Annotated in this window: 25 protein-coding genes and 1 pseudogene; 17 read left to right on the top strand and 9 right to left on the bottom strand. The window is 67.7% G+C overall.

Translation table 11 applies throughout. From position 1 onward, the window contains the following. Nucleotides 1-285 precede the first annotated feature (285 nt). From LQ772_RS05755 to LQ772_RS05735, 5 genes are all read right to left on the bottom strand, one after another. Entirely contained in the window at nt 286-663 is a 378-nt protein-coding gene (locus tag LQ772_RS05755; protein ID WP_231324847.1) for a response regulator, read from the bottom strand. Then, nucleotides 663-2,150, bottom strand: coding sequence for a sensor histidine kinase (locus LQ772_RS05750; protein WP_231324845.1), 1,488 nt, complete (start codon nt 2,148-2,150; stop codon nt 663-665). The genes LQ772_RS05755 and LQ772_RS05750 overlap by 1 nt, the downstream gene beginning before the upstream one ends. Beyond that, on the bottom strand, nt 2,147-2,791 hold the full coding sequence (locus LQ772_RS05745; RefSeq protein ID WP_231324843.1) for a TOL_0243 family YfiR-like periplasmic protein: 645 nt from the start codon (nt 2,789-2,791) through the stop codon (nt 2,147-2,149). Before LQ772_RS05745 ends, LQ772_RS05750 begins: the two co-directional genes overlap by 4 nt. 20 nt (nt 2,792-2,811) lie before the next feature. Then, nucleotides 2,812-4,782, bottom strand: coding sequence for a TOL_0244 family TonB-dependent receptor (locus LQ772_RS05740; protein WP_231324841.1), 1,971 nt, complete (start codon nt 4,780-4,782; stop codon nt 2,812-2,814). Between the two features lie 351 nt (nt 4,783-5,133). Beyond that, nucleotides 5,134-6,186 (bottom strand): NAD(P)-dependent alcohol dehydrogenase, encoded by a 1,053-nt coding sequence (locus LQ772_RS05735; RefSeq protein WP_231324839.1) that lies wholly within the window; start codon nt 6,184-6,186, stop codon nt 5,134-5,136. Between the two features lie 367 nt (nt 6,187-6,553). Here LQ772_RS05735 and LQ772_RS05730 point away from each other — a divergent pair, with 367 nt between their 5' ends. From LQ772_RS05730 to LQ772_RS05695, 8 genes and pseudogenes are all read left to right on the top strand, one after another. Beyond that, nucleotides 6,554-6,889: an ArsR/SmtB family transcription factor gene (locus LQ772_RS05730; protein WP_231324837.1), complete on the top strand. Its 336-nt coding sequence runs from the start codon at nt 6,554-6,556 to the stop codon at nt 6,887-6,889. 4 nt (nt 6,890-6,893) lie between these two features. Next, complete coding sequence (locus LQ772_RS05725; RefSeq protein ID WP_231324835.1) at nt 6,894-7,382, top strand: ArsI/CadI family heavy metal resistance metalloenzyme; 489 nt, start codon at nt 6,894-6,896, stop codon at nt 7,380-7,382. Between the two features lie 9 nt (nt 7,383-7,391). Next, on the top strand, nt 7,392-7,778 hold the full coding sequence (locus tag LQ772_RS05720; protein ID WP_231324833.1) for an arsenate reductase ArsC: 387 nt from the start codon (nt 7,392-7,394) through the stop codon (nt 7,776-7,778). Nucleotides 7,779-7,780: 2 nt separating this feature from the next. After that, on the top strand, nt 7,781-8,440 hold the full coding sequence (locus tag LQ772_RS05715) for an aquaporin (protein ID WP_231324831.1): 660 nt from the start codon (nt 7,781-7,783) through the stop codon (nt 8,438-8,440). Nucleotides 8,441-8,907: 467 nt separating this feature from the next. After that, nucleotides 8,908-9,906 carry a sulfate ABC transporter substrate-binding protein gene (locus tag LQ772_RS05710; protein ID WP_231324829.1) on the top strand — a complete coding sequence of 333 codons (999 nt, stop codon included), beginning with the start codon at nt 8,908-8,910 and terminating at the stop codon, nt 9,904-9,906. Between the two features lies 1 nt (nt 9,907). Next, the gene (cysT, locus tag LQ772_RS05705) at nt 9,908-10,732 is read left to right on the top strand and encodes a sulfate ABC transporter permease subunit CysT (RefSeq protein ID WP_231324827.1); all 825 of its coding nucleotides are present in this window, start codon (nt 9,908-9,910) and stop codon (nt 10,730-10,732) included. Continuing rightward, complete coding sequence (cysW, locus tag LQ772_RS05700) at nt 10,729-11,589, top strand: sulfate ABC transporter permease subunit CysW (protein WP_231324826.1); 861 nt, start codon at nt 10,729-10,731, stop codon at nt 11,587-11,589. Before cysT ends, cysW begins: the two co-directional genes overlap by 4 nt. 171 nt (nt 11,590-11,760) lie before the next feature. Next, nucleotides 11,761-12,807, top strand: a pseudogene (locus LQ772_RS05695) (sulfate/molybdate ABC transporter ATP-binding protein); the annotation flags it as partial. 90 nt (nt 12,808-12,897) lie between these two features. On the opposite strand, the gene LQ772_RS05690 reads toward LQ772_RS05695, so the two are convergent. Beyond that, nucleotides 12,898-14,040, bottom strand: a complete 1,143-nt coding sequence (locus tag LQ772_RS05690; RefSeq protein WP_231324824.1) for an OprO/OprP family phosphate-selective porin — start codon at nt 14,038-14,040, stop codon at nt 12,898-12,900. Nucleotides 14,041-14,276: 236 nt separating this feature from the next. Here LQ772_RS05690 and LQ772_RS05685 point away from each other — a divergent pair, with 236 nt between their 5' ends. From LQ772_RS05685 to LQ772_RS05650, 8 genes are all read left to right on the top strand, one after another. Further along, the gene (locus tag LQ772_RS05685) at nt 14,277-15,191 is read left to right on the top strand and encodes a peptidylprolyl isomerase (protein WP_231324822.1); all 915 of its coding nucleotides are present in this window, start codon (nt 14,277-14,279) and stop codon (nt 15,189-15,191) included. Nucleotides 15,192-15,359: 168 nt separating this feature from the next. Next, entirely contained in the window at nt 15,360-16,280 is a 921-nt protein-coding gene (locus tag LQ772_RS05680) for an EamA family transporter (RefSeq protein ID WP_231324820.1), read from the top strand. A 52-nt stretch (nt 16,281-16,332) separates the two neighbouring features. Then, the gene (locus tag LQ772_RS05675; protein WP_231324818.1) at nt 16,333-17,253 is read left to right on the top strand and encodes a 23S rRNA (adenine(2030)-N(6))-methyltransferase RlmJ; all 921 of its coding nucleotides are present in this window, start codon (nt 16,333-16,335) and stop codon (nt 17,251-17,253) included. A 63-nt stretch (nt 17,254-17,316) separates the two neighbouring features. After that, nucleotides 17,317-17,832 (top strand): Slp family lipoprotein, encoded by a 516-nt coding sequence (locus LQ772_RS05670; protein WP_231324817.1) that lies wholly within the window; start codon nt 17,317-17,319, stop codon nt 17,830-17,832. Between the two features lie 163 nt (nt 17,833-17,995). Further along, nucleotides 17,996-18,904 (top strand): cation diffusion facilitator family transporter, encoded by a 909-nt coding sequence (locus LQ772_RS05665; protein ID WP_231324815.1) that lies wholly within the window; start codon nt 17,996-17,998, stop codon nt 18,902-18,904. Nucleotides 18,905-19,014: 110 nt separating this feature from the next. Further along, nucleotides 19,015-19,959: an aspartyl/asparaginyl beta-hydroxylase domain-containing protein gene (locus LQ772_RS05660; RefSeq protein WP_231324813.1), complete on the top strand. Its 945-nt coding sequence runs from the start codon at nt 19,015-19,017 to the stop codon at nt 19,957-19,959. A gap of 57 nt (nt 19,960-20,016) precedes the next feature. After that, entirely contained in the window at nt 20,017-20,919 is a 903-nt protein-coding gene (gene sigJ, locus LQ772_RS05655; protein ID WP_231324811.1) for an RNA polymerase sigma factor SigJ, read from the top strand. Between the two features lie 42 nt (nt 20,920-20,961). Next, nucleotides 20,962-21,423 (top strand): carboxymuconolactone decarboxylase family protein, encoded by a 462-nt coding sequence (locus LQ772_RS05650; RefSeq protein ID WP_231324810.1) that lies wholly within the window; start codon nt 20,962-20,964, stop codon nt 21,421-21,423. A gap of 76 nt (nt 21,424-21,499) precedes the next feature. Here the strand turns inward: LQ772_RS05650 and LQ772_RS05645 are convergent, their stop codons facing one another. The 3 genes from LQ772_RS05645 to grxC all read right to left on the bottom strand — a co-directional run bounded on the left by LQ772_RS05645 (nt 21,500) and on the right by grxC (nt 23,393). Next, a complete protein-coding gene (locus tag LQ772_RS05645) occupies nt 21,500-22,513 on the bottom strand; it encodes an isocitrate dehydrogenase (protein ID WP_231324808.1) in 1,014 nt (337 codons plus the stop codon). Nucleotides 22,514-22,737: 224 nt separating this feature from the next. Next, nucleotides 22,738-23,133, bottom strand: coding sequence for a carboxymuconolactone decarboxylase family protein (locus LQ772_RS05640; protein WP_231324806.1), 396 nt, complete (start codon nt 23,131-23,133; stop codon nt 22,738-22,740). Next, complete coding sequence (gene grxC / locus LQ772_RS05635; RefSeq protein ID WP_231324805.1) at nt 23,130-23,393, bottom strand: glutaredoxin 3; 264 nt, start codon at nt 23,391-23,393, stop codon at nt 23,130-23,132. The genes LQ772_RS05640 and grxC overlap by 4 nt, the downstream gene beginning before the upstream one ends. A 127-nt stretch (nt 23,394-23,520) precedes the next feature. Here grxC and LQ772_RS05630 point away from each other — a divergent pair, with 127 nt between their 5' ends. After that, the gene (locus tag LQ772_RS05630) at nt 23,521-25,137 is read left to right on the top strand and encodes a M48 family metalloprotease (protein ID WP_231324803.1); all 1,617 of its coding nucleotides are present in this window, start codon (nt 23,521-23,523) and stop codon (nt 25,135-25,137) included. Nucleotides 25,138-25,142: the final 5 nt, after the last annotated feature.

Below are 25,142 nucleotides of genomic sequence, written 5' to 3'. Positions count from 1 at the left end.
CAGGCGTGGCTGATGTTGTCCAGAAGGTGCGCATGGTGTTCCGGCCTCCTCCAGGTCCGCCGCAGCTCCCCTGCCCTTCCTGCCGGCAGGTGTCGCTGGACTTGCACCCGCCAACATGGTGGATCGGGAGTCAAGGACATGTAGGCCAGCGGTGAAGTGGCGGTAGGTTTCGAACACGCCGGTCCCACACGCCGGTCTGCGCGGCGTGGCCGTGCTGCTTGCCCGGTTTTACGCGCCGGCCCGGGCCATGATGGACTGACTCCGCGGACTTCCGCCGCGCCGCGCTCAGGCCTCCAGGGCGGCGTTCACCATCCCCGGCAGGGTTTCCAGCGAGAACGGCTTCTGCAGCACCCGATAGACCACCGACTGCAGCGTGGGCGGCAGCGGCGAAGGGGCGTAGCCGGTCATCAGGATGACTTTCAGGCCCGGTCGAAGGGTGCGCGCCGCTTCGGCGACCTGGTAGCCGTCGATGTCCGGGAGCTTGATGTCGCTCAGCAGCACGTCGATGCGCTGGTCCGACTTCAGGGCCTGCACACCGGTGGTGCCGTCGCTGGCCTCGAGCACATTGAAGCCGGCGTCCTGCAGGCCTTCCATGACCAGTTCGCGCAGGAATGCTTCGTCTTCGACCAGCAGGATGTGGGTAGTGGTGTCGGCAGAAGGCATTACGCTTCCTCGGGGAGGGTTTCGCGGGGCGCGCGGGGAAGGATGATGTGGATCGTGGTGCCGCGACCGGGGCGGCTCTCGATGCTGGCGACGCCGTCGGATTGCTCGACGTAGCCCAGGATGGTGCTCAGGCCAAGTCCGGTGCCCTTGCCCACCGGCTTGGTGGTGAAGAACGGGTCGAACGCCTTGTTGCGCACGTCTTCACTCATGCCCACGCCGCTGTCGACCACACGCAGGTGCACGTATTCACCTGCATCGAGCCCGGCCATCGGATGTTCGGCATCCACGCGCATGTCGTCGGTGCAGATGGAGATCTGCCCGCCGTCGGGCATCGCGTCGCGCGCGTTGATCACCAGGTTGAGGATGGCGTTCTCCATCTGGTTGGAATCGCACAGCACGGACCACTGCGAATCGAGCCGGTAATCGATCATCCAGCTGGCGCCGACCGAATGGTCCAGCAACGGCTGGATGCTGCGGATCAGCGCATCCAGCCGCAGCGACTTGGGCGACAGCGGCTGGCGACGCGCGAAGGTAAGCAGACGCTGGGTCAGGCTGGCGGCGCGGTCGATACCGTCCTGCGCCATGTCGAGATAGCGCTGGATCTGGCGATGGCGCGTCTGGCGCTCCTCGAACAGCTTGAGGTCCCGCGCCGGGATGGCCGGTGATTCCGCGCCGGCGGCGACACCGGCGCGCTCGAGCTGCAGCTCGCGCTCGGTTGTGGGGTCGTTCTGCTGCAGATGCTTGTTGAGCCGGGCCAGGCTGCCGCGGATGATCATCAGCAGGTTGTTGAAGTCGTGCGCGATGCCGCCGGAGAGCTGGCCGATGGCCTCCATTTTCTGGCTCTGCCGCAGCGCTTCCTCGGTGCGCGCGCGATGTTCCATCTCGGCACTGAGTCGTTCGTTGGCCTTGGCCAGCTCGCGCGCGCGTCGCTGCAGCGCCGCATTGGCGCGCATGAGCACGCGGTGGGCGACCGCCAGCGCGGAGAGCATCAGCACGGCCATGAGGGTCAGCAGCGCCACGCCGCTGTAGCGTGCCAGCTGCATGATCAGCGGTGTTTCGGCGGCACGCAGGTACACGCTGCCCACGGTGGTGGTGCCCTGCTGCGCGGGCACGGCCACCACCATGTGGTCGTGCGGCAGCCGCCCGCCGTTGGCCAGGCTGTCCGCAATCGGCTCGCTACCGGGACGCTGGAAACCGGCGACCTGGCGATGCGCCTCGTTGTAGACCGCTGCGGCGTCCAGACGTGGATCGAGCATCAGCGCATTGACGTATTCCTGCGCGGTGGCGCGATCGTTGAACGCGATCGCCGCGGTGACGCTGGCGGCCAGGATCTTGGCCTGTACGGTGAGCTGGCGGCGATGCTCCGTGTGCGCGGAGTGGTACTGGTAACCCGCCGCGAGCGCGCCGGCGAACAGCAGCAAGCCCGCGGCGACCAGCGACATCACCGGCCTGAACGCGAAAGGCTGGCCGATGACCCGCCTTTTCACGATGCCTCCCTCACTGCCAGGGCGAGGTTGAGCAGCTTGGAGCTGATGGTGATGTGGTTGCGCGCGGCCGCACCGGTGTCGATGACGAACCGCACCCGGCCGCGGTCGATGACGAAGTGGACGATGCCGCCGCCCTGGTGCGGCTCGGTCGAGTCGACCACGGTAAGCACCGGTTTGCCGCTGACGGCATCGAGCGCCTGCTGGATGCTTTGCGTCGAGAGGTGGCTGATGAACACGATCTGGCATTGCGTGTCAGACGTGAGCGTTTCGAGCCGGCGGACCTCGAACGGGTGCGTACCCAGGCTGCGCCCGGCGACGGCGTGCTGAAGATAGTCGTCGAACGGGTCTTCGCCGGCCACGCAGATGCGGAAGGGTTGGTCCGCCGCCTCGAACGTGGTGGGCGGCCAGTTGACGAACGGCGCCAGCTTGTAGAGATAGGTCGCCTTGACCGCGTATTCGAGCGAGACGTCCGGCTGCGCGCCCGCGCCGGGCTGCGGCGAGGCCTCGCAGGTCGCGCACGCCAGCAGGACCGCAAGCAGGCAGGCCGGCGCGCGCATGCGCACGCCACCGAGACGGGCGAGCAGTCCCGCCGTGCGGGCGCGCAGGGAACCGGACGGGCTATGGCGGGTGCGATTCGGCATCTCCTGGGCGCCCGGCAACGTCAGAAGTTCAGGCGCGCGTCGAGCGACACGCCGCGACCGATGCGGTCGCCAGCGGGATACTCCCGGTGCCACGCATGCAACAGGTTCGAGCCGGAGAGCGAAAGCTCGAGCTTGTCGTTCACGAGCCAGCCAATCCGCAGGTCCAGTTCCATGTAACCGGGCACCTTCGGATCGGGCAAGGCATCGACGCCGCGCAGGTCGGCGTAAAGCGTCCAGCTGTCGGAGAGGTTCATCATGGAGCGGAGGAAACCCTGGTACTCGGGATCGTCGCCCGCCTGCGCCACGCCAAGCAAGCCGCTGGCGCCCGGCTTGAAGCCCAGATGCTGGCGCTGCGCATCGAAGCCGGCTCCCAGCTGCCACCAGTCGCTGATCGCGTAGCTGCCCCAGGCCTCCACGCCGTAGGTGTGGCCTTTCATGCCGTTGCCCCAGATGAGCGGCAGCCCCGTGGGCGAGAGTTCGATCGTCCTGAGGTCGTCGTAGACGTTGTAGTACAGCGAAACCGACACGGTGGCGCGGGTGGCGACCTGTCCTCGCCAGCCCGCTTCATACGCGGTGAGCTTCTCGCGCTTGAACACCGGGTTGCCGGTCAGGAACAGGACCGGGCCCAGCTTTTCCCTGACATCCACGTCGAACGGCGTCGGCGTGCGCACCGCGCGCGAGGCCCCGGCCCACAGCAGCGTGTTCTGGCCGGGCGTCCACGAAAGCCTGAGGTTGGGCAGCACCGACACGCCCGAATACGGGTCGTCCTCGGCCTTGAGGCCCAACGTAAGCTGGGTGTCGGGAGTGAGCGTCACCTGGTCCTGAACGAAAGCGTTGGCCAGGTTCTGCGTGTTGCGCGCCGGATCCCACAGCAGCGAACTGGCCACGGCGATGCGCGGCGTGATGTCGTAGCGGTAGATCCGGTCGCCCAGGCCCCACAGCAACTGGTGGCGCTTGCCCACGGCAAGACCGTGCTGGATCTCCACGTCCAGCGTATCCAGCGCAAAGCCGCTGCCACCGTCGTTGCTGCTGCGGCGATGCACGTGGTCGTAATAGGTCTGCAGCTGGAAGCTCGAGGTGCCGCTGATGGTGTGTTGCCAGCGCGCCAGCACGTCGGCCTCGGTGCTGCGCGCGTCCGACCCGCCGGGCTGGTCGGTGCGGCCGTCGTGCAGGTCGCCCTGCAGCATCAAGGCATCGTCGGGGCTGCTTTGCCAGTCCACGCGGAAGCCAACCTGGGGATTGTTCCAGCCGTTGCGTGCCGGCCGGCCCGAGGCGTTGTCCAGTTCGCGGCGGCGCACGTCGCGGGCATAGACGCGGTAGTGCGCATCCTTGCCCAGGGCGCCGCCGTACTGGACGGCCGCGCTGCTCTCCAGGGTGCCCACGCGCACGGCGAGCAGGCCGCCGTCGGCCTCGCTGGTATTGCGCGTGATGATGTTGATCACACCGTTGACCGCGTTGGCGCCCCACAAGGCGCCACCCGGGCCGCTGATGACTTCGATGCGTTCGATGTTCTCCGGGAGCACGAACTGGTCATCCCAGTACATGCCCGAGAAGATCGGCGAGTACACGCTGCGCCCGTCGATCAGCACCAGCAGCTTGTTCGGAAAATTCTGCGCTGTGTTGTTGCCGCTGAACCCGCGCGCGGTGACGACGTAGTTGCTCGGGCTCGTCTGGAACACTTCCAGGTTGGGCGCCAGCCGCAGGATGTCGGGCACGCTCCTGGCGCCCGATCGCATGATGTCGTCGTGGCTGATCACGTAGACCGCCGCGGGCGCCTTGGCCAGCGGCTCGGGGGCCTTGGCCACCGAGGAGATAACCACCCTGCCCAAATCCTCCAGCGTGAGGTCGCTCAGGTCGGTCGGCAGCGCCACGGCGCAGGCCGCGCGCGTCGACAAGGCCAGCAGGGTCATCGCAATGGCGCCACGCGCGAGCGCACGCTTTCCCGTGCTTTCGCGCGCGCTTCCGTGCGGATCGAATTCCGGGCGGCGCATCGGGGACATCCTTACAAGACAGTTGTGCAACGGCATCATTGTTCTTGATGAGCCCAACGGCAGGAACGGCATCCGGGAGTGGATCGGCCCGCGTCGAGCTCGGTTTGCTGCCGGACAGTGTAACGGCAATGGAAAAGGCGCACCGTGTCGCCGTGCATGGATGCGGCTATCCGTTCCCGGATCACGCCACGCGGCCACCGGCAGGTGCATGCACGAACCGGCGTATCGAGCGCCGATGTGGAAGCAACCGTGATATCGCCGATACGCGCGCAGCCGGGCTGCGGCTGCGCGTCCACGAGCGCATGACGAACTCCGGGGCCGTCCGCACGCGGGCGACGGCCGCGTCCGCGCCTACGCGCCCAGCGAAGCGTTGTCGATCACGAAGCGGTACTTCACGTCGCTGCGCTGCATGCGGTCGTAGGCCTCGTTGATCTGCCGCGCGGGGATCATCTCGATGTCGGCCACGATGCCGTGTTCGGCACAGAAGTCGAGCATCTCCTGCGTCTCGGCGATGCCGCCGATCAGCGAGCCGGCGATCGAGCGACGCCCGAAGATAAGCGTTCCCACGCTCGGGCTCGGATGCGCGTGCTCGGGCACGCCGACCAGGCACAGCGTGCCGTCGCGCTTGAGCAGCCGCGTGTAGGCGTCCAGGTCGTGGCTGGCCGCCACGGTGTTGAGGATGAAGTCGAAGCTTCCCGCATGCTTGGCCATGTCGTCCGGATTCTTCGAGATCACCACCTCGTCGGCGCCCAGGTCCAGCGCGTCCTGCCGCTTGGATTCGGACGTGGTGAAGGCGACCGTGTGCGCGCCCATCGCGTGGGCCAGCTTGATGCCCATGTGGCCCAGCCCACCGATGCCGACGACGCCCACCTTCTTGCCGGGACCGGCACCCCAGTGGCGCAGCGGCGAATAGGTAGTGATGCCCGCGCACAGCAGTGGCGCGACGGCGGCGAGCTGGTCTTCCGGATGGTGGATCTTCAGCACGAAGCGGTCACTGACCACGATCCGCTGCGAGTAGCCGCCCAACGTATGGCCGGGGGCGTCCGGCGTCTTGCCGTTGTAGGTGCCGGTGAAACCGTTCTCGCAGAACTGCTCCAGCCCCTCGCCGCAGGAAGCGCAGTGCTGGCAGCTGTCGACGAGGCAGCCGACGCCGACGGTGTCGCCGACCTTGAAGCCGGTCACTTCGCTCCCGACGGCGCTGACGTGGCCGACGATCTCGTGTCCCGGCACGCAGGGGTACAAGGTGCCGGCCCACTCCGAGCGCACCGTATGCAGGTCCGAATGGCACACGCCGCAGTAGGCGATGTCGATCTGCACGTCGTGCGGCCCGGGCTGGCGGCGCTCGATGTCGATAGCTTCGAGCGGCTTGTCGCTGGCATGGGCGCCGTAGGCTTTGGTCTTCATGGATCGTTCCTGTGCAGTGGATGTATGGCAGACAGGGGACGGTAGCAAAGCCGCCTTAGCGCTTGCCAACCGGAGGCGCCGCCTTCCAGTGGAGTTGCCGGCTGCGTGTCATCGATCGGCGCCAGGCACGGCCACGAATCGGTTCCGGGGAGCGTGGCATGGCTGGCGGAACCGTAACGATCTACTCGCCTTGATATCGGCGGCACGTGAGCGCGGGTCACGCGCAAGGCTGCGCGCAGCGTCTTCCTGTTCCGCCTGGGAAAACGGCGGTCGCCCGGGTTGTCGAGGCCGCCACGCTATCGAAGCGCCCACTGGGGGCATCGCCTGCCGCTTGACGGCCGGCTCAAATTTCCATATTTTTGGAATTATGGAAATCAGAGCCGCCCTCGCCTCCCTCAGCGCCCTCGGCCACGAATCGCGACTGGCCGCCTTTCGCCGGCTCGTCCAGGCCGGGCCCGAAGGGCTGTCCGTGGGCGAACTGCGCGAGCACCTGGAACTGCCACCGGCGACGCTCAGCGCGCACCTCAACGTGTTGCGCGCGGCCGGACTGGTGCGCGACCAGCGCGAGGGCCGGGTGATCCGGGTGCGCGCCGACTACACGCAGATGGATGCGCTGCTCGCCTATCTCACCGAAAACTGCTGCGCCGGATCCGCTGCATGCGGTCCGACGCAAGCCTGCAAGCCACGCCGCAAGGGAACCTGACGCCATGAACCGCTTCCACGTGCATTTGAACGTCGCCGATCTGGCGACCAGCATCCGCTTCTACACCGCGCTGTTCGGCGCCGAGCCGACGGTGCGCAAGGACGACTACGCCAAATGGATGGTCGAGGACCCGCGCGTCAACTTCGCCATCTCCAGCACCGGCCGCGAAACGGGCATCGATCACCTGGGCATCCAGGCCGACAGCGGCGAGGCACTGGCGGCGCTCGGCCAGCGGCTGGACGCGGCCGGCGGCGCGCTCGTGCCGGAGGAGGCGACCGTCTGCTGCTACGCCCGCTCGGACAAGCTGTGGACCGAAGACCCGCAAGGCACGCGCTGGGAAACCTTCCACACGCTGGGCGAGGCGACCACCTACTACGCCGGCGAGGCGCCCTGCGCGACCGATGGCGCCAGCTGCAGCCCCGACCCTCGGGCGATGAAACCCAAGGTTGCCAAGGGCGCATCCTGCTGCGCCCCGGACTCGGGCTGCTGCTGAGCGAAATCCATGAAAAAGCGCGTCCTGTTCGTCTGCGTGGAAAACGCCAACCGCAGCCAGATGGCCGAGGCCTTCGCACGCCTGCACGGCGGCGACGCCGTGGAGGCCTGCAGCGCCGGGTCCGCGCCTTCCGGGCGCCTCAATCCGCGTGCGGTGCAGTTCATGGCGGAACTGGGCTACGACCTCACCACCCACGCTTCCAAGTCGCTGGACGCCATCGAGGGCGGCTTCGATGCGGTGGTCACCATGGGCTGCGGCGACCGCTGCCCCTGGGTGCCGGCGCGGCGGCGCGAAGACTGGAACCTGCCCGACCCGAAGGACCTGGACGACGCGGGCTATCGCGCGGTGCGCGAGGAGATTTCCTCGCGCGTGCAAACGCTTCTGGCCTCGCTCTGACCATGCTGGGACGCAAGTTATTGGCCGAGTTCATCGGCACCGCCCTGCTGCTCGCCACCGTGGTCGGCTCGGGAATCATGGGCGTGATGCTTTCGCCGGGGAACACCGGCGTGGCGTTGCTCGCCAACGCGGGTGCAACAGCGGCGGCGCTTTACGTGCTGATCGTGCTGTTCGGGCCGATCTCCGGCGCGCACTTCAATCCCGTGGTGACGCTTGCCATGTGGCTGCGCCGCGAATTGCCGACCCGCGAAGCGCTGGCTTACGTGCTGGTGCAACTGGTCGCGGCGATCGCCGGCGTGCTGCTGGCGCACGCCATGTTCGACCTGCCATTGCTGCAGCCGGGCACGCACGTGCGCAGCGGCGCGGCGCAATGGCTGAGCGAGGGCGTGGCGGCGTTCGGCCTGCTGCTTGCCATCCTGCTCGGACTGCGGCATCGGCCTGCCGCCGTGCCGGCGCTGGTCGCCAGCTACATCTTCGCCGCGTACTGGTTCACCGCGAGCACCTCGTTCGCGAACCCGGCCGTCACCCTCGCGCGATCGCTGACGCGAACCTTCGCGGGCATCCGCCCCATCGATGTCTGCGGGTTCGTACTGGCGCAGATGGCCGGTGCGTTCGCTGCCGTGCTTGTCGTGGCAAGGCTGGACGGCGGCGGGGGCGATTGAGACCCAGCTCCGGAGGCTCCTTTCGTGCCTCCCTTCCCTTCGCGCTCGGCCGGAAAATCCCGCGTTTGTTATTGAAAAGTGGACGGAATTTTCTACGCGGAATGCCACGAATGCCTAGCGGATGCTTAACGGGAGCTGTGTTGCAGTTCGCCTCGAGTACGCCGATCCCCGAGGTGGAAACCATGCACGACGCACTCGACATCCACACCGCTCCCCAGCGCCGGTCCGACTCCCCCGCCGCTGCAAGGGCCCGTCGTCCAGGCGCTCGCCGGCGCTTCCCGCGGGAAGCGTTCGATGACTGGGACAGCTCCCGCCATCGCGGCTTTGCGCCGGCCTGATCCGGCGTAACCGCTCCCGAGGGAAAACAACCCGTCACGCCAGCCTGCGGCCCGCCGCAGGAATGGGTGTCTGCGCCTGCGGCGAGGACACCGCGTGCATCCATAGCTGTCGTTTGCCAGGGAGACTCCATGAAGAAGTTGATTGCGATCTGCGCCGTGCTCGGCGCATTGGCCGCGGGCACCGTCGCGGCGAAGACCGTGACGATGCTCAACGCATCCTACGACCCCACGCGCGAGCTCTACCGTGATGCCAACGCCGCCTTTGCTGCGCAGTGGAAAGCGCAGCACGGCGACAACGTGACCATCCGCATGTCCCACGGCGGGTCGGGCAAGCAGGCGCGGGCCGTGGTCGACGGATTGCCGGCGGACGTGGTGACGCTGGCATTGGCCCACGACGTCGACGTGCTGGCCGACCGCGGCCTGATTCCCGCGAACTGGCAGCAGCGCTTGCCGGACAACAGCGCGCCCTACACCTCGACCATCGTGTTCCTGGTGCGCAAGGGCAACCCGAAGAAGATCCGCGACTGGTCCGACCTCATCCGTCCGGGCGTGCAGGTCATTACGCCCAATCCCAAGACCTCCGGGGGCGCGCGCTGGAATTTCCTGGCCGCCTGGGGCTATGCCTTGAAGCAGCCCGGCGGCAACGAGGCCAAGGCCAAGGCCTTCGTGCACGAGTTGTTCAAGCACGTGCCGGTGCTGGACACCGGCGCGCGCGGCGCCACCAACACCTTCGTCCAGCGCGGCATCGGCGACGTGCTGCTGGCGTGGGAGAACGAGGCCATGCTGGCCAAGCAGGAGATGGGCGGGGCCGACGTGGAGATCGTGGTGCCGTCCGTAAGCATCCTGGCCGAGCCCACAGTAGCCGTGGTCGACCGCAACGTGGACAAGCACGGCACGCGCGCGGTGGCCGAGGCCTACCTCAAATTCCTGTATTCGCCGCAGGGCCAGGCCATCGCCGCGAAGCACTATTACCGCCCGCGCTCGCCGCAGGTGATGGCGCAATTCGCGCGGCAGTTCCCGAAGGTGCAGCTGTTCACGCTGAAGGACACGTTTGGCGACTGGCGCCAGGCGCACGCGAAGTTCTTCGCCGACGGCGCGATCTTCGACCAGATCGGTCCGGGGAGCTGACATGAAACGGCGCATCCTTCCCGGCTTCAACCTGAGCCTTGGCTATTCGCTCACCTATCTCGGCCTGATCGTGCTGCTGCCGCTGGCGGCGCTGGCCTGGAAGGCCTCCGGGCTGGGGCTGGGTGGCCTGATCGAGCTGCTGCGGGTGCCGCGCACGCTGTCCGCGCTCAAGCTCAGCTTCGGCGGCGCCACGCTGGCGGCGGCGATCAACGTGGTGGTCGGCCTGCTGGTCGCATGGGTGCTGGTGCGCTACCGCTTCCCGGGCCGGCGCCTTTTCGACGCGGTGGTCGACCTGCCCTTCGCCCTGCCCACGGCGGTGGCGGGCATCGCACTGACCGCGCTGTACGCGCCCAACGGCTGGATCGGACAGTGGCTGGCGGCGATCGGCATCAAGGTCGCCTACACGCCGTGGGGCGTGCTGGTGGCGATGGTGTTCGTCGGGTTCCCGTTCGTGGTGCGCACGCTGCAGCCGGTGCTGGAGACGCTCGAGCACGACGTCGAGGAGGCGGCCGAGACGCTGGGCGCGCGGCGCTGGCAGATCTTCGTCAAGGTGATCCTGCCGATGCTGGTGCCCACGTTGCTGACAGGCTTCGCGCTGGCGCTGGCCCGTGCGGTGGGCGAGTACGGCTCGGTGATCTTCATCGCCGGCAACATTCCGATGAAGTCCGAGATCGCGCCCCTGTTGATCGTGCAGAGTCTCGAACAGTTCGACTACGCCGGGGCGGCGGCACTGGGCGTGGCGATGCTGGCATTTTCCTTCGTGCTGCTGCTGGTGATCACGCTGCTGCAGCGCTGGAGCCATCGCTGGGCGGAGGTCACGCCATGAGCCGGCGGCATTCGCGTTCCTTCGGGTGGCCGCGGCTGCTCGGGCGGGCCCTGCTCACGCTCGCAGCGGTGGCGTTCCTGATCGTGTTCCTGCTGCTGCCCCTGACGGCAGTGTTTGTCGAGGCGTTCCGCCAGGGGGCCGGCGCCTACTTCGGTGCCATCCGCCAGGACGAAGCACGTTCGGCGATCTGGCTGACCGTGCTCGTGGCCGCGATCGCGGTACCGGTGAACCTGGTGTTCGGCATCGCCGCGGCATGGGTGATGGCGCGCTTCGAGTTTCCCGGCAAGGCGCTGCTCGGCGCTTTCATCGACCTGCCCTTCTCGGTCTCCCCGGTGATCTCCGGCCTGGTCTACGTGCTGTTGTTCGGTGCGCAGGGCTGGTTCGGACCATGGCTGGAGGCGCATGGCGTGAGCATCATCTTCGCCGTGCCCGGACTGGTGCTGGCCACGATGTTCATCACCTTGCCATTCGTGGCGCGCGAGCTGATCCCGCTGATGCAGGCGCAGGGCAACGAGGAGGAGGAAGCTGCCCGGGTGCTGGGGGCCAACGGCTGGCAGATGTTCTTCCGCGTGACGCTGCCGAACATCCGCTGGGCACTGCTCTATGGCGTGCTGCTGTGCAATGCACGCGCGATGGGCGAATTCGGCGCGGTGTCGGTGGTGTCCGGACACATTCGCGGCCTCACCACCACGATCCCGCTCGAAGTGGAGATGCGCTACAACGAGTACGACTACGTTGGCGCCTTCGCCGTGGCCTCGCTGCTGGCGTTGCTGGCGTTGCTGACGCTGGCGATCAAGACCGTGCTGGAGTGGCGCTACGGCGACGAGATCGCTTCGCATGCGCCCGGTGGGCGGTGATGTCATGACCCTTCGCACGATTGCAGATGGCGGTCTCACACAGGTGCGCTCCTACGCACGCCGTTATGCGAGCGCCCTTGGGCGCGAGCGCAGGCTCGCCGGTCACACCCGAGGGCGCTCCTGCGGGAAACCCCGCGACGCCTGCCATACGACCTTTCCCGGAGACGACGCATGACCCTCGAACTGACCCGCCTCAACCGCCGCTTCTCCGATTACCCGGCGCTCAATGACGTCAGCCTGTCCATCGCGCCGGGCGAGTTCCTGGCACTGCTCGGTCCTTCGGGATCGGGCAAGACGACGCTGCTGCGCATCCTTGCCGGGCTGGACTATCCGGAAAGCGGACAGGTGACTTTCAATGGCAAGGACTATCTGGCCGCCGCGCCACGCGACCGCAACGTCGGGCTGGTGTTCCAGCACTACGCGTTGTTCCGCCACCTGACCGTGGCCGAGAACGTGGCCTTCGGCCTGCGCGTGCGGTCGCGGCGCACGCGCCCGAAGCGCCACGAGATCGACGCGCGCGTCGAGCAGTTGCTCAAGCGCGTGCAGCTGGACGGTTTCGGCCAGCGCTTCCCGTCGCAACTGTCCGGTGGCCAGCGCCAGCGCGTGGCACTCGCCCGCGCACTGGCCGTGGAACCTGACCTGCTGCTGCTCGACGAACCGTTCGGCGCGCTGGATGCCCAGGTCCGGGTGACCCTGCGCCGCTGGCTGCGCCGGCTGCACGAGGAGCTTGGCCTGACCACGGTGTTCGTCACGCACGACCAGGAGGAAGCGCTCGAGCTGGCCGATCGCATCGCGGTGATGAATCGCGGGCGCATCGAGCAGGTCGGCACGCCCCGGGAGATCTACCAGCAACCGGCCACGCCATTCGTCTGCGAGTTCATCGGCAAGGTCAACCGGTTGACCTTGCGACGCGAGGGCGAGCGCTTCCTCGCTGGAGGCTGGATCTTCGCCGACGAGCCGTGGGCCGGCGAGCATGCGCAGGCGATTGCCTACGTGCGACCGGAACACCTGACCCTGTCGACCACGCCGATGGCCGGCGCGTGGCGCGCGCGCCTGCGCCACGTCTACCTTGCCGGCAGCGTGGCGCACCTGGACCTGGAGGTGGCCGCGCTGGACCAGCCGCTGGAAGCCGACGTCGCCAGCGAAGACCTGGCGCGGATGGGCCTGCACGCGGGCGCGGAGCTGTTCGTCTCGCCCAGCCATGCGGTGATCTTCCCGCTCGACCGCGAGGACAAACCGGTCGCCGAAGACCGCTGGCTTTGGCGGGCCGGCGTCGTGAATCCGCCGGTTCGCCTGCCGATCAAGCGTTCAGAAGTTGAGCTGGGCGCGCATCGCGTAGATGGTGGGGTCCAGCGGTAGATTGCCGCGGTCGCTGAACGCGCGGATGACGTTGGCCTGCAGCTTGAAGTGGGTGTTGATGTACCAGTTCAGTCCCAGCGTCCAGTCGTGTTCGCGCCCGCCCGTCACCGCGCCGTCGTCGAGGTCCAGCGTGGCGTAGCGCAGCGCCAGTTCCAGCGCGCCCCAGGGATGGGCCGGCGTGAGACCGGCGATCGAGCCCGCCTTGTAGCCGCGCGATTCGCCGGTCAGCGCCCAGGTCCCGTACACGTAGTAGCCGCGGGACTGGAAGTCACGCAGGCCGGGGCGGATCGCCTGCATCGCCAGGTACTCGCCCTGCAGCAGCATCGGACCGTGGATCCACGCCGCTTCCAGGCCCTGGCGGTCGAGCCGGTCGACGCCCTCGAGCGTGCCGGTATCGACCAGGCGGACTGGCGTGAGGTTCACCTCGGGGCGCGCGCGGACGCGGCCGGTGCGGTCGTCGCGCAGTTCGCGCGAGGCGGACAGGCCCAGGTGCACGACCTCGCCCTGTTCCTGCACCGGGTTGTAGACGACGCGTCCGGCGAAGGTTTCGCCGGCGGCATCGTCGTTGAGATCGTGGCGGGTAAAGAACCCCGCCTGCAGCAGCCAGTGCGGGATGCCCTGATACACCCAGTCGAGGCCGACACGACGTCCCTCGTAGACCGCCTGCTCGGGCAGGCTGCGCTCCATGAAGGTCACGTTGCCGGTAGCGATGTTGCCGTCCTCCCAACCCACCGGCGTCTTGAACTGGCCGAGGCGGAAGCGACCGGCACTCGTTTCCACGCCGATGTAATTGTCGACCCAGCTGTTGGCCTGGAAGTCATAGCCGGCGTTGGCCGTAAAGACGCCCTTTTTCTCGATGTAGAGATTGAATTCCTGCCGGCGCCAAGTGTGCGCGTCGTCGAACCGATCGGTCCCGTCGGGCAGGCGGTCGTCGGTGAACTGGTTGACGTCGTACTGCAGGAGACCCTTGAGGCCGGCGCTGACGCCGTTGCCCAGTTCTACGCTGGTGGGCCACTGGTCCGAATCGCCCGCAAGCGCGGGCTGGGCCAGTCCGCAGGCCAGGACGGCCGCCGCCAGGATATGTAGACGCATGATCGCTCCCATCGAAAGAAAGCCCTGGACGCAGGAATAACAGGGCGCTGGTTAGCCGGTAATCCACTGGGCGTTCGCCATCGGTAATGCATGCGATTGACGAAAGCGAAACAGGCGCCGGAACAGTCGCGCATTGTCCCACGCATCCGCCGGATCGCGTACACCCGACGTCCCGCACATCCGGCGCGGACGCTATAAGCTTCGAACCTCATCCATGCCTGCAGGGGACCATAAGCATGCGCCGTACGCTTCTCGCCTTTACGCTCGCCAGCCTCCTCGCCCTGCCCGCCCTGGCCGACGAAGCCAAGCCCACGCCCACCACGAAGGAACTGCTGGCCCAGTCCCGGCCGCAGGAGTGGCGCACGCCTGATCCCTCCAACCTGATCGACATGGAGCTGCCCGGCGGCCACGTGCTGATCGAGCTGGCGCCGGACTTCACCCCGCTGCACGCGGCCAACATCCGCACGATGGTGCACGAGCACTACTTCGACGGGCTGGCGATCGTGCGCGTGCAGGACAACTTCGTCACCCAGTGGGACGACCCGGCGGCGGACGACGAGGACAAGGCGCACATCAAACCGCTGGGTACGGCGAAGAAGACGCTGCCGCCGGAATTCACCCGCGCGATGGATGCGAAGCTCGAGTGGACGCCGCTGCCCGACGGCGACGTCTACGCGCCGCAGGTGGGTTTCTCCGAAGGCTTCCCCGTGGCGCGCGATCCGGCTGCGGGGCGCGAATGGATCGCGCATTGCTACGGGACGGTCGGCGTCGCCCGCGACGTCGGTCCCGAGACGGGCAACGGCAGCGCGCTCTACGCCATCATCGGCCAGGCCCCGCGCGGGCTGGATCGCAATCTCGCGGTCGCCGGACGCGTGATCGAAGGCATGGAACTGCTCTCGGCCATGCCCCGGGGGCCGGCGCCGATGGGGTTCTATACGGACACGTCGCAGCGCGTGAGGATCCAGTCCATGCGCTTGGCGGCCGACATGTCCAGGGCCGAGCGACCGAAGATCGAAGTGCTGCGGACCGACAGCCCCACGTTCGCGAAACTGATCGAGGCCAAGCGGAACCGGCGCGATGCGTTCTACACGGTGCCGGCGGGGAAGATCGACCTGTGCAGCATCGGCATCCCTTCGCGCGAGGCGAAGTAGTACGCGTCGGGTGAGCGAGCCTCGGGCGCGCGTGCACCACGCTCCGCCCGAATCCTCATCCGGGTATCGACATCCTTTCCCTCCGGCGGGGGTTCGGGGATATCCGCAACCCGCCTCCCCGCGCCCCATCCACCTACAATTGCGCGCCTCCCCCACTGCGACTTCCCCATGCAAGCCATCAGCAAGGCCCGCCTGCAGATCCACTTCTGCGTGGTGTTGTGGGGTTTCACCGCGATCCTCGGCAAGCTGATCACGCTGCCGGCAGCGGCGCTGGTCTGGTGGCGCATGTTGCTGGTGACGGTGGCGCTGATGATGACGCCGCGCGTCTGGCGCGGGCTCAGGGCGATGCCGGCGCGGCTGCGCTGGGCCTATGCGGGCATCGGGGTGCTGGTGTCGCTGCACTGGCTCACTTTCTATGCGGCGATCAAGCTCTCCAACGCATCGGTCGGCGCCACCTGCATCGCGCTGGGGCCGGTGTTCCTGGCTTTCGTGGAACCGTGGATCGCACGGCGCCGTTTCGACCCGCGCGAGCTGCTGCTCGGCGTGGCGGTGGTGCCGGGTGTGGCGATGGTGGTCGGCGGCGTACCCACCGCGATGCGGTTGGGCCTGGTCGTCGGCACCGCCTCGGCGCTGCTGGTGGCGCTGTTCAGCGCGTGCAACAAGCGGCTGGTCGAGCACGGCGATCCGCTCACCGTGACCTGGCTGGAACTGGGCACGGGCACGCTGTTCCTGGGCCTGCTGGCGCCGCTGCTGCCGCACAGCGCCTTCGTCCTGCCTGGACTGCATGACGCCATCCTGCTGGTGTTGCTGTCCTTCGGCTGCACGCTGTTGCCTTTCGCGTTGGCATTGGTGGCGCTGCGGCACCTGAGCGCGTTCGGCACGCAGATGGTGACCAACCTGGAGCCTGTCTACGCCATCGTGCTGGCCGTGCTGCTGCTGGGCGAGCAGCGCGAGCTGGCCTGGCCGTTCTACCTGGGGGTGGCGGTGATCCTGGCCGCGGTTTTCGTGCATCCGTGGCTGAGCCGCCGCCAGGAACCGGCCCAGCCGGAGCTGCTCGGCGTGAGCGAGTCGCACAGCACCACCGACTAGGGCGTGCGTGCTTCCACCGGGTAGCCGGGCCGCCGGCCTCTATACTTCCCCGATGAACTACCGCCACGCCTACCACGCCGGCAACTTCGCCGATGTCTTGAAGCACGTCGTGCTGTCCGCGCTGATCGATGCGCTCAAAGCCAAGCCCACGCCATTTGCCGTGATCGACACGCACGCGGGCAGCGGCTGCTACGCGCTCGAGGGCAAGGAGGCGGAGAAGACCGGCGAGTGGCGCGAAGGCGTGGGGCGGCTGCTGTTTCCCGACGTGGGCCCCCATGCCAGCTCGGGCGGCACGCTGCCGCCGCTGCTGCGGCACTGGCTGGACGGCCTGCTGGCGATGCCCGGCAACGAGCACGGCCTGAAGCTTTATCCCGGGTCGCCGCTGCAGGCGGCCATGGCCATGCGCGAGAGCGACAGCGCCCAGTTGTGCGAGCTGCAGCCGGAGGAAGCCTCGCGCCTGCGCGAGCTGTTCCATCACGACAAGCGCATGCACGTGCACCAGCGCGACGGTTACGAGGCGCTCAAGGCGCTGCTTCCGCCAAAGGAAAAGCGCGGGCTGGTGCTGATCGACCCGCCCTACGAGGCGCAGGAGGCCGAGTACCGGTTGATCGAGCAGGCGCTCAAAGGCGCCCTGGTGCGCTGGCCCACCGGCATCTATGCCGTGTGGTATCCGATCAAGCAGCGCAGCCAGGTGCAACCGTTCCTGCGCTGGCTCGGCCATTGCGGCGCCCGCCGCGTGCTTCGCGCCGAACTCCTGGTGCATCCGGACGACTCGCCGCTGCGGCTGAATGGTTCGGGCATGGCGATCCTCAACGCGCCGTGGAAGCTGGACGACACATTGCGCGAGCCGATGCGCGCGCTGTCCCGGCTGCTGGCGCAGGAACGCCCGGCCGAATGGCGCCTGGACTGGCTGCTCGAAGAAGGCGCCGCGCCGCAACCGTCGCCGCTACCGCGTTCACACGGTCGCCGCTAAGCTCGCTCCGGATCGCGGCGGCATCCCCGCCGCGCCTTTCCTCGTCAAGGTCAGGAGCCCGCCATGCGCATCCGCCTCGCTTCGATCATGTTCCGCTCGCTCGTGCCCGCCACGCTGCTGGTGCTCGCCGCCTGCGCTCCCGCGCCGATCTACAAACCCTCGCCAAACGCGGTGAGCGCCGCGCCGTTCCAGGTCGCCCAATCGCCCGAGCAGTTCGCCAGCCAACAGGTGATCTGGGGCGGGCGCATCGTCGGCGTCACCAATCTGGCCGATCACAGCGAGGTGGAAGTCCTCGCCTACCCGCTGGACAAGTCGCAGCGGCCGCAGGCCAACGACAGCGGCAGCGGCCGGTTCATCGCGGTGATGCCCGGTTACGTGGAATCGCTCGATTACCCGGCCGGCGGCCTGATCACGGTCAACGGCCAGCTCAACGGCAGCCGCGCCGGCAAGGTCGGCCAGGCTGACTACGTGTTTCCGCTGGTGCAGGTGAACCAGTCGCACGTGTGGACCGCGGACGAGATGAACAAGGGCAAGAACAACGTGCACTTCGGCGTGGGTGTCGGCGTCGGCATCCGCTGAATGCGGGCACGTCTTGCAGGAGCCCGCCCGTGGGCGATGCTTTTTCCGCCGGGCCCCAAGTGCAGCGTCCCAACAGTGGGCTCCTGCGAAAAGCAGTCAACGCGCGGCGCAATTTCATGCGCTGCCCTAGACTAGCCGGCTCATCTGCCACGGAAACGGTTTCATGTCCGGCCACGCCAACTCGCTCAAGGCGATCTTCCTCGCGCTCGGCGCCAACTTCGCCATCTTCATTGCCAAGCTCGTCGCCGCCTTCCTGACCGGTTCGGGCGCGATGCTCGCCGAGGCGGTGCATTCGCTGGCCGATTGCGGCAACCAGGGCCTTTTGCTGCTGGGCATGCGCCAGGCCAAGCGGCCGCCGTCGGACGAGTACCCGCTGGGTTGGGGGCGCGCGCTGTATTTCTGGTCGTTCCTGGTGGCGATCCTGCTGTTCAGCGTCGGCGGCGTGTTCTCGGTCTACGAGGGCGTGCACAAGCTCAGCCATCCCGAGCCGCTGAAGTGGCCCTGGCTGGCACTTGGCGTGCTGGTATTCGGCGTGATCGCCGAAGGCATTTCCATGCGCGGCTGCATGCAGGAGGTCAACAAGGCACGCGGCGAGCAGAACCTGTGGACCTGGTTCCGCGAGACCCGCTCCAGCGAGCTGCTGGTGATCTTCGGCGAGGACCTGGCCGCGCTGATCGGCCTGTGCCTGGCCGCGCTGGCGGTGGGCGCCACCATGCTGACCGGCAACCTGTTGTTCGATGCCATGGGCACCGTCGCGATCGGCGTGCTGCTGGTGGTGGTGGCCGTGGCGCTGGCGGTGGAGGTCAAGGCGTTGCTGATCGGCCAGGGCGTGGAGCCGCGCCGTCGCGGCGAACTGTTGGCCTTCCTGGAGAACCGCCCGGAGGTGGCCAAGGTGCTGAACCTGATCACGCTGCAGATGGGAGCGGACGTGATGGTCTCGGTCAAGGCGAAGATGCAGCCGTGCGCCAGCGATCGTGCGCTGATCGACGCGATCAACGTCGTCGAACGGGATATGAAAGCGCAGTTCCCGGACATCCGCTGGAGCTTCTTCGAGCCGGATGTGACGGACTGACGGACTGCGTGCGCTCGCTTCCTTTCCCACGGGGAGCGGGGGCGGACGTGGGCTCTGCCCACCTGTTCGCGGCAGCGTAGAATGAACCGCCCCACTCTCGACCCAGCCCCATGATCTTCACCCCCCGCCTGATCGTCCTGCTGCTGCTCCTGCTGTTCGCCGGCTGCGTGCTGCTGGTGCATCTGCGCGGGCGGGCGCGGCTGCGCTTCGACCGCCAGCTCGTGGACCATTCGGCCATCTTCGCCCCGTACAACCTGCTGATGTACGCCTTCTCGGCAGTACCGGCGCGGCCGATCCTCGACCGCCGCGGCTTCCCGCAGCTGGACCTGTTGCAGGCCAACTGGCAGACCATTCGCGAGGAGGCGCTGCGCCTCTTCGACGAAGGCCACATCCGCGCCGCCGAAAAGCACAACGACGCCAGCTTCAACAGCTTCTTCAAGCAGGGCTGGAAGCGCTTCTACCTCAAGTGGTACGGCGAGCCGCTGGCCTCGGCCGAGGCGTTGTGTCCCAAGACGGTCGAGCTGCTCAACGCCATCCCCAGCATCAAGGCGGCGATGTTCGCCACGCTGGCGCCGCACAGCAAGCTCAATCCCCACCGCGATCCGTTCGCCGGCTCCCTGCGCTACCACCTGGGCCTGATCACCCCCAACTCGCGCGACTGCCGCATCTTCGTCGACGGTGAGGAACACGCCTGGGGCGACGGCAAGGACGTGGTGTTCGACGAGACCTACGTGCACTGGGTGGAAAACAAGACCGACCAGACCCGCGTGATCCTTTTCGCCGATGTCGAGCGACCGCTGCGCACGCGCTGGATGGGCGCGGTCAACCAGCGGGTCGGCGCGTTCATGGGCAAGATCACTGCCTCGCCGAACGCGGACAACGGCAACGAGAAGGTGGGTTTCGTCAACCGCATGTTCGCTCTCAACCAGCGCAGTCGCGAGCGCAGCAAGGCGTTCAAGCGCCGGCATCCGAAACTGTTCCGCGGGCTCAAGTACGCCGGCATCGTGCTGCTGATCTGGCTGGTGTTCCTGGCGCCCTGGCCGCTGGTGCGCTGAGACCGGTCACGTTCCGCGCGCATCGCGCGTCCTGGCCGTATCCCAACGGAGATTTCCATGGATACCCAGACCGCCCTGTTCCAGCAGCACCGCCCCCGCCTGTTCGGGTTGGCCTACCGCATGCTCGGCACGCCCACCGACGCCGAGGACGTGCTGCACGACGCCTGGCTGCGCTGGCACGCGCAGGACACCAGCGCCCTGGACGACCCGGAAGCCTGGCTGGTCACGGTCACCACCCGCCTGGCGCTCGACCGCCTGCGCCGCGCCAAGACCGAGCGCGAGCACTACACCGGTCCCTGGCTGCCCGAGCCGCTGGTGCCGGATGCGGAGCGCCCGGAAGCCGAGCTGGAGCGCGGCGAGACCCTCACCCTGTCTTTCCTGCTGCTGCTCGAACGGCTGAGTCCGGAAGAGCGGGCCGCGTTCCTGCTCCACGAAGTCTTCGATTACAGCCATGGGGAGGCCGCGGCGATCCTCGGCATCGCCGAGGATGCCTGCCGGCAGCGCGTGCACCGCGCCAAGACGCGCCTGCGCGAGGGGCGGCCGCGCTTCAGCGTGGATACGCCGACCCGGCGGCGCATGCTCCAGCGCTTCATCGAGGCGGTAAAGCAGCCCGACCTCGAATCGCTGCGCGCGCTGTTCGCGGAAGACGCCATTGCGATCGCCGATGGCGGCGGCGTCGTGCGAGCCGTCCTGCGTCCTCTGCAGGGGGCCGACCGCCTTGCCCGCCTCTACATGCAGATCGGCATCCGCTTCTATTCACGTCCGGACGTGCACTTCACCACGACCACGCTCAATGGCGAACCCGTGCTGCTGGCCTGGGCCGGGGACACGCTGGTCAGCGCCACATGGGTCGAATGCGAGGGCGACCAAATCACCGCCACCCTCGCCCTTCGTCATCCCGACAAGTTGGCGCGCCTGGCGGCGGTCACGAAAAGCAGGCCTCTGGCGTCCTTGCATTGAACGGCCCATCCCGGGCCGCCTTCCAAGCCAAGGAGTCCCACCATGTCCCGTTTCGCCATCCAACGTCACTACAAATCCATGATGCCGCTGGTCCAGCTCGGCAAGCAGATCCATGACGCCGGCCGCCTGGAGCCGCGCCTGATCGATCTGGTGCTCATGCGTGTGTCGCAGATCAACGGCTGCGCCTACTGCCTGGACATGCACAGCAAGGACGCCCGGGCGGCCGGCGAAACCGAGCAACGCCTGTACGTCCTGCCGGCCTGGCGCGAAACCACCCTGTTCAGCGAACGCGAGCGCATCGCCCTGGCCTGGGCCGAGGAACTGACCGAACTGGCCTCGCACGACGCGGTCTCCGACGCCCTCTACGAGCAGGCCCGCCAGCTCTTCGACGAAGACGCGCTGGTCGACCTCACGCTGCTCGTGGTGACGATCAACAGCTGGAACCGCATCAACATCGCCGCGCGTACGATCGGCGGGAGCTACAAGCCCGGCCAGCACGGCTGAGCACGCCCGGAGTCTCAAGCTGAAAAAAAAGGCCGCGGACGAATGCCGCGGCCTTGATGACGTTCCCGCCTGAAACTCAGGCCTTCACGCGCCTGGCGATTGCCTCGCCGAAGCTCTGCGTGTTGCCCTTGCCGCCAAGGTCCGGCGTAACGTGCTCATGGTCGTTGGCCATGGTCTCGCGGATGGCGTTGCGCAGGCGGGTGCCCTTGTCGACCATGCCCAGGTGGTCGAGCATGTCGGCCGCGGCCAGCAGCAGCGCGCAGGGGTTGGCGATGCCCTTGCCGGCGATGTCCGGGGCGGAACCATGGACCGCTTCGAAAATGGCTGCGTGCTCGCCGATGTTGTCGCCCGGCGCCAGGCCCAGGCCGCCGACCAGGCCGGCGCACAGGTCCGAGAGGATGTCGCCGAACAGGTTGGTGGTCACGATCACGTCGAACTGCTCGGGGCGCATCACCAGCTGCATGCAGGTGTTGTCCACGATCATCTCGTTGAATTCGATCTGCGGGTATTCCTTGGCGATCTCGCGCGCCACGTTGAGGAACAGGCCCGAGGCGGTCTTGATGATGTTGGCCTTGTGCACCGCGGTGACCTTCTTGCGGCCTTTCTTCACCGCCATCTCGAAGGCATAGCGCACGATCCGCGCGCAGCCCTTGCGGGTCACGCGGATCATCGAGGTCGCGACCTCGCCGTCCTCGGAGAGCGTCTGGCCCTCGGCGAGGTAGGCGCCCTCGGTGTTCTCGCGCACCGTGATGATGTCGATGTTCTCGTAGCGCGCGCGGGTGCCCGGGAAGCTCGTGGCGGGGCGGACGTTGGCGTAGAGGTCGAAATGCCGGCGCAAGGTCACGTTGATCGAGGTGAAGCCACCGCCGATCGGGGTGGTGAGCGGGCCCTTCAACGCGACGCGGTGTTCGGCGATCTTGTCCAGGGTCGGCTTGGGCAGCAGGTCTCCGTGCTTCTCCAATGCCACCATGCCGGCGTCGACGACGTCGTAGCTCAGGCCGCAATCGAGCGCGTCGAGCACGCGCAGCGTGGCGGTCATGATTTCCGGACCGATGCCGTCGCCCGGGATCACGGCGATGGTTTTGCTCATGGGAGACTCCTTGGGGACTGATCGCGCTCGTGCGGCGGGAGATGCGCACGGCAAAGAGGCCCATTATCGCCCAAGCGCGCCGTGCCGGCAGCGGGCGGGGTGCGCCAGGGCGTTGCAAATCCTCGCATGGAGCGTTGCGGTTCATCGCACCGCATGCTGCCGCCAGTACGGGCTTCAGCCACCGCAACCTGCCGGGGCGGTGGGTTGAAGCCCGCCCTAGGGGTTCATGCGTGGTCGGCGCAGGCGGCGCCTTCGGTCTGGCCACCTTCCAGCTGGTCGAGAAAATCCACGGCCCGGCGCAGGTGCGGGATGACGATAGATCCGCCGACCACCAGACCCACGCTGAAGGTCTCGAAGAACTCCTCGCGGGTGACGCCAGCTTCCTTGCATTGCGCCACGTGGTAGCTGATGCAGTCGTCGCAACGCAGCACCATCGAGGCGACCAGGCCGAGCAGCTCCTTGGTCTTCACGTCGAGCGCGCCGGGCTTGTAGGTCTGCGTGTCGAGCGCGAAGAAGCGCCGCACGACCTGGTTGTCCTCGGACAGGATGCGCTCGTTCATGCGCTGGCGGAACGCGGTGAATTCCGCCAGGCGGTCCTTGCTCTTGTCGGCGTCGCTCATGCGGCCTCGCCGAGCAGTTGCTTGAGCTTGCCGCTGCGGTCGGCGGCGACCAGATCGTCGTAACCGCCCACGTGCTGGTCGTTGATGAAGATCTGCGGCACCGTGCGGCGACCGCCGCTGCGCTGGAGCATCAGGTCGCGCTGGGCCGGGTCGGCATCCACGCGCACCTCGTTCCACTCCAGCCCCTTGGACTTGAGCAGGTTCTTGGCGGCCACGCAGTAGGGACAAACGGCGGTGGAATAGACCTCGATCTTGGGCATGACTGGCACTCCGGGCGACTTTTCAAAGCTGACCACCAGATGGGGCGCCCGACGCCTGTTTGCAAGCAACGAACGATGAACCGACGCCCCGACCGGCGGTCTTGTACTGATGTATTGTCGCCCACCTATGGCCATGGCACCACGACCCGCCCCCCGCCTGCTGACCGCGCTGCTCACCGCCTGCCTTGCCTTCGGCGCGGGCGCGCAGGAGGACATCCGCCTGCCGGACCTGGGCAGTTCGGCGGACGCGCTGATTTCCCCGCAGGACGCCCAGGACTACGGCGCCGCCATGCTGCGCGAGATGCGCTCGCTGGACATGGTGGTGGAAGACCCGCTGCTGGACGACTACCTCAATGACCTGGGCTACCGTCTGGTGGCTGGCAGCGACCGTCCGAAGGACCATTTCACCTTTTTCGTGGTCAAGGACGAGGAGATCAACGCCTTCGCCGCTCCCGGCGGCTACATCGCCGTCAACTCCGGCCTGATCGCCATCACCCGCAGCGAAAGCGAACTGGCCGGCGTGATCGCCCACGAGATCGGCCACATCACTCAGAACCACCTCCAGCGCGCGTTCGAGGATTCGAAGAAGGATGCGCCGCTGATGGCGCTGGTGCTGCTGGGCGCGGTCGCCGCCGGCGCCAGCTCGCACAGTGGCGATTCGCCGATGGCGGTGCTGGCCGCCGGACAAGGCCTGATCGCGCAGCGCTCGATCAACTTCACCCGCAAGGACGAGGTCGAGGCCGATCGCGTGGGCATCCAGACACTCGCCAACGCCGGTTTCGATCCGCGCGGCATGGCCAGCTTCTTCGAGCGCATGCAGGACACGCTGCGCGCCGGCTCCGGCGGCACCGACGTGCCCGCGCTCCTGCAGACCCACCCGGTCACGCTCGCGCGCATCAGTGACGCCAAGTCGCGCGCGGGCGCGCTGCTGGCCGCGCAGAAGCTGCGCCCGAGCGGCACTACGCTGGTGCGCAGCGAGTGGGAAAAGACCACCGCGCCGATCGCCTACGTGAAGGACCCGACCGCGCTGCTCGCCGCCACCGCACCCAAGGACGGTCTGGACACCTACGCGCTGATGCGCGAACGCGCGCGCGTACTGGCCGGCGACGCTTCCAGGCTGGTCCACTACTACAATGCGAGTTTCGGCACGGCCGGCTTCGACAGCCCGGCCAACCGCTACGGCTATGCGCTGGCGCTGACCCGCAGCGGCGCCGGCGCGCAGGCGATCGCGCAGCTCAAGCCGCTGCTGGCGGCGCATCCGGGCAACCTGATCCTCGACCTGGCGATGGCTGACGCACAGCTGCAGGACGGTCAGCGCGCCGACGCGCTGGCCCGCTATGCCCGCCTCAACGCCCGCTCGCCGCGCAACCGTGCGGTGGCGCTGGCCTACGCCAAGGCGCTGACCGCTGGCGGCGACACTGCCGAAGCCACGCTCGCCGCGTCGCTGCTTCGCCCGCTGTTGGACAACGCCGACGAACCGGACGTCTACCGCAGCTACGCCCGCGCCAGCGACAAGGCCGGCGACAGCGTGCGCGCCGGCGAGGCCTACTCGGACGCCAGCTACCTCTCCGGTCGCCCGTTCGACGCCATGGAACAGTTGAAGCGCCTGCTCAAGCGCGACGACCTGGACTACTACGCCCGTGCGCGCATCCAGGCGCGCATCGCCGATCTGACGCCGCTGGTGCTGGAACTGCGCAAGCGCAAGGTGCAGACCGAGGACAATCCGGACGGGCGAAGCCAGTAGAGCGG

The sequence above is a fragment of the Frateuria edaphi genome (assembly GCF_021117405.1).
Classification (GTDB): domain Bacteria; phylum Pseudomonadota; class Gammaproteobacteria; order Xanthomonadales; family Rhodanobacteraceae; genus Frateuria_A; species Frateuria_A edaphi.
This window is presented reverse-complemented; position numbering and strand designations above follow the sequence as displayed.

Excerpts from the sequence above, each read along its gene's own strand:
- LQ772_RS05660 (WP_231324813.1), top strand. The coding sequence starts at position 19,015 with ATGATCTTCACCCCCCGCCTGATCGTCCTGCTGCTGCTCCTGCTGTTC.
- LQ772_RS05680 (WP_231324820.1), top strand. The coding sequence starts at position 15,360 with ATGCAAGCCATCAGCAAGGCCCGCCTGCAGATCCACTTCTGCGTGGTG.
- sigJ (WP_231324811.1), top strand. The coding sequence starts at position 20,017 with ATGGATACCCAGACCGCCCTGTTCCAGCAGCACCGCCCCCGCCTGTTC.
- cysW (WP_231324826.1), top strand. The coding sequence starts at position 10,729 with ATGAGCCGGCGGCATTCGCGTTCCTTCGGGTGGCCGCGGCTGCTCGGG.
- LQ772_RS05645 (WP_231324808.1), bottom strand. The coding sequence starts at position 22,513 with ATGAGCAAAACCATCGCCGTGATCCCGGGCGACGGCATCGGTCCGGAA.
- LQ772_RS05720 (WP_231324833.1), top strand. The coding sequence starts at position 7,392 with ATGAAAAAGCGCGTCCTGTTCGTCTGCGTGGAAAACGCCAACCGCAGC.
- LQ772_RS05690 (WP_231324824.1), bottom strand. The coding sequence starts at position 14,040 with ATGCGTCTACATATCCTGGCGGCGGCCGTCCTGGCCTGCGGACTGGCC.
- LQ772_RS05665 (WP_231324815.1), top strand. The coding sequence starts at position 17,996 with ATGTCCGGCCACGCCAACTCGCTCAAGGCGATCTTCCTCGCGCTCGGC.
- LQ772_RS05650 (WP_231324810.1), top strand. The coding sequence starts at position 20,962 with ATGTCCCGTTTCGCCATCCAACGTCACTACAAATCCATGATGCCGCTG.
- LQ772_RS05675 (WP_231324818.1), top strand. The coding sequence starts at position 16,333 with ATGAACTACCGCCACGCCTACCACGCCGGCAACTTCGCCGATGTCTTG.
- LQ772_RS05735 (WP_231324839.1), bottom strand. The coding sequence starts at position 6,186 with ATGAAGACCAAAGCCTACGGCGCCCATGCCAGCGACAAGCCGCTCGAA.
- LQ772_RS05715 (WP_231324831.1), top strand. The coding sequence starts at position 7,781 with ATGCTGGGACGCAAGTTATTGGCCGAGTTCATCGGCACCGCCCTGCTG.
- LQ772_RS05730 (WP_231324837.1), top strand. The coding sequence starts at position 6,554 with ATGGAAATCAGAGCCGCCCTCGCCTCCCTCAGCGCCCTCGGCCACGAA.
- LQ772_RS05670 (WP_231324817.1), top strand. The coding sequence starts at position 17,317 with ATGCGCATCCGCCTCGCTTCGATCATGTTCCGCTCGCTCGTGCCCGCC.
- LQ772_RS05685 (WP_231324822.1), top strand. The coding sequence starts at position 14,277 with ATGCGCCGTACGCTTCTCGCCTTTACGCTCGCCAGCCTCCTCGCCCTG.
- LQ772_RS05630 (WP_231324803.1), top strand. The coding sequence starts at position 23,521 with ATGGCCATGGCACCACGACCCGCCCCCCGCCTGCTGACCGCGCTGCTC.
- LQ772_RS05745 (WP_231324843.1), bottom strand. The coding sequence starts at position 2,791 with ATGCCGAATCGCACCCGCCATAGCCCGTCCGGTTCCCTGCGCGCCCGC.
- LQ772_RS05755 (WP_231324847.1), bottom strand. The coding sequence starts at position 663 with ATGCCTTCTGCCGACACCACTACCCACATCCTGCTGGTCGAAGACGAA.
- LQ772_RS05640 (WP_231324806.1), bottom strand. The coding sequence starts at position 23,133 with ATGAGCGACGCCGACAAGAGCAAGGACCGCCTGGCGGAATTCACCGCG.
- LQ772_RS05740 (WP_231324841.1), bottom strand. The coding sequence starts at position 4,782 with ATGCGCCGCCCGGAATTCGATCCGCACGGAAGCGCGCGCGAAAGCACG.
- LQ772_RS05710 (WP_231324829.1), top strand. The coding sequence starts at position 8,908 with ATGAAGAAGTTGATTGCGATCTGCGCCGTGCTCGGCGCATTGGCCGCG.
- LQ772_RS05725 (WP_231324835.1), top strand. The coding sequence starts at position 6,894 with ATGAACCGCTTCCACGTGCATTTGAACGTCGCCGATCTGGCGACCAGC.
- grxC (WP_231324805.1), bottom strand. The coding sequence starts at position 23,393 with ATGCCCAAGATCGAGGTCTATTCCACCGCCGTTTGTCCCTACTGCGTG.
- cysT (WP_231324827.1), top strand. The coding sequence starts at position 9,908 with ATGAAACGGCGCATCCTTCCCGGCTTCAACCTGAGCCTTGGCTATTCG.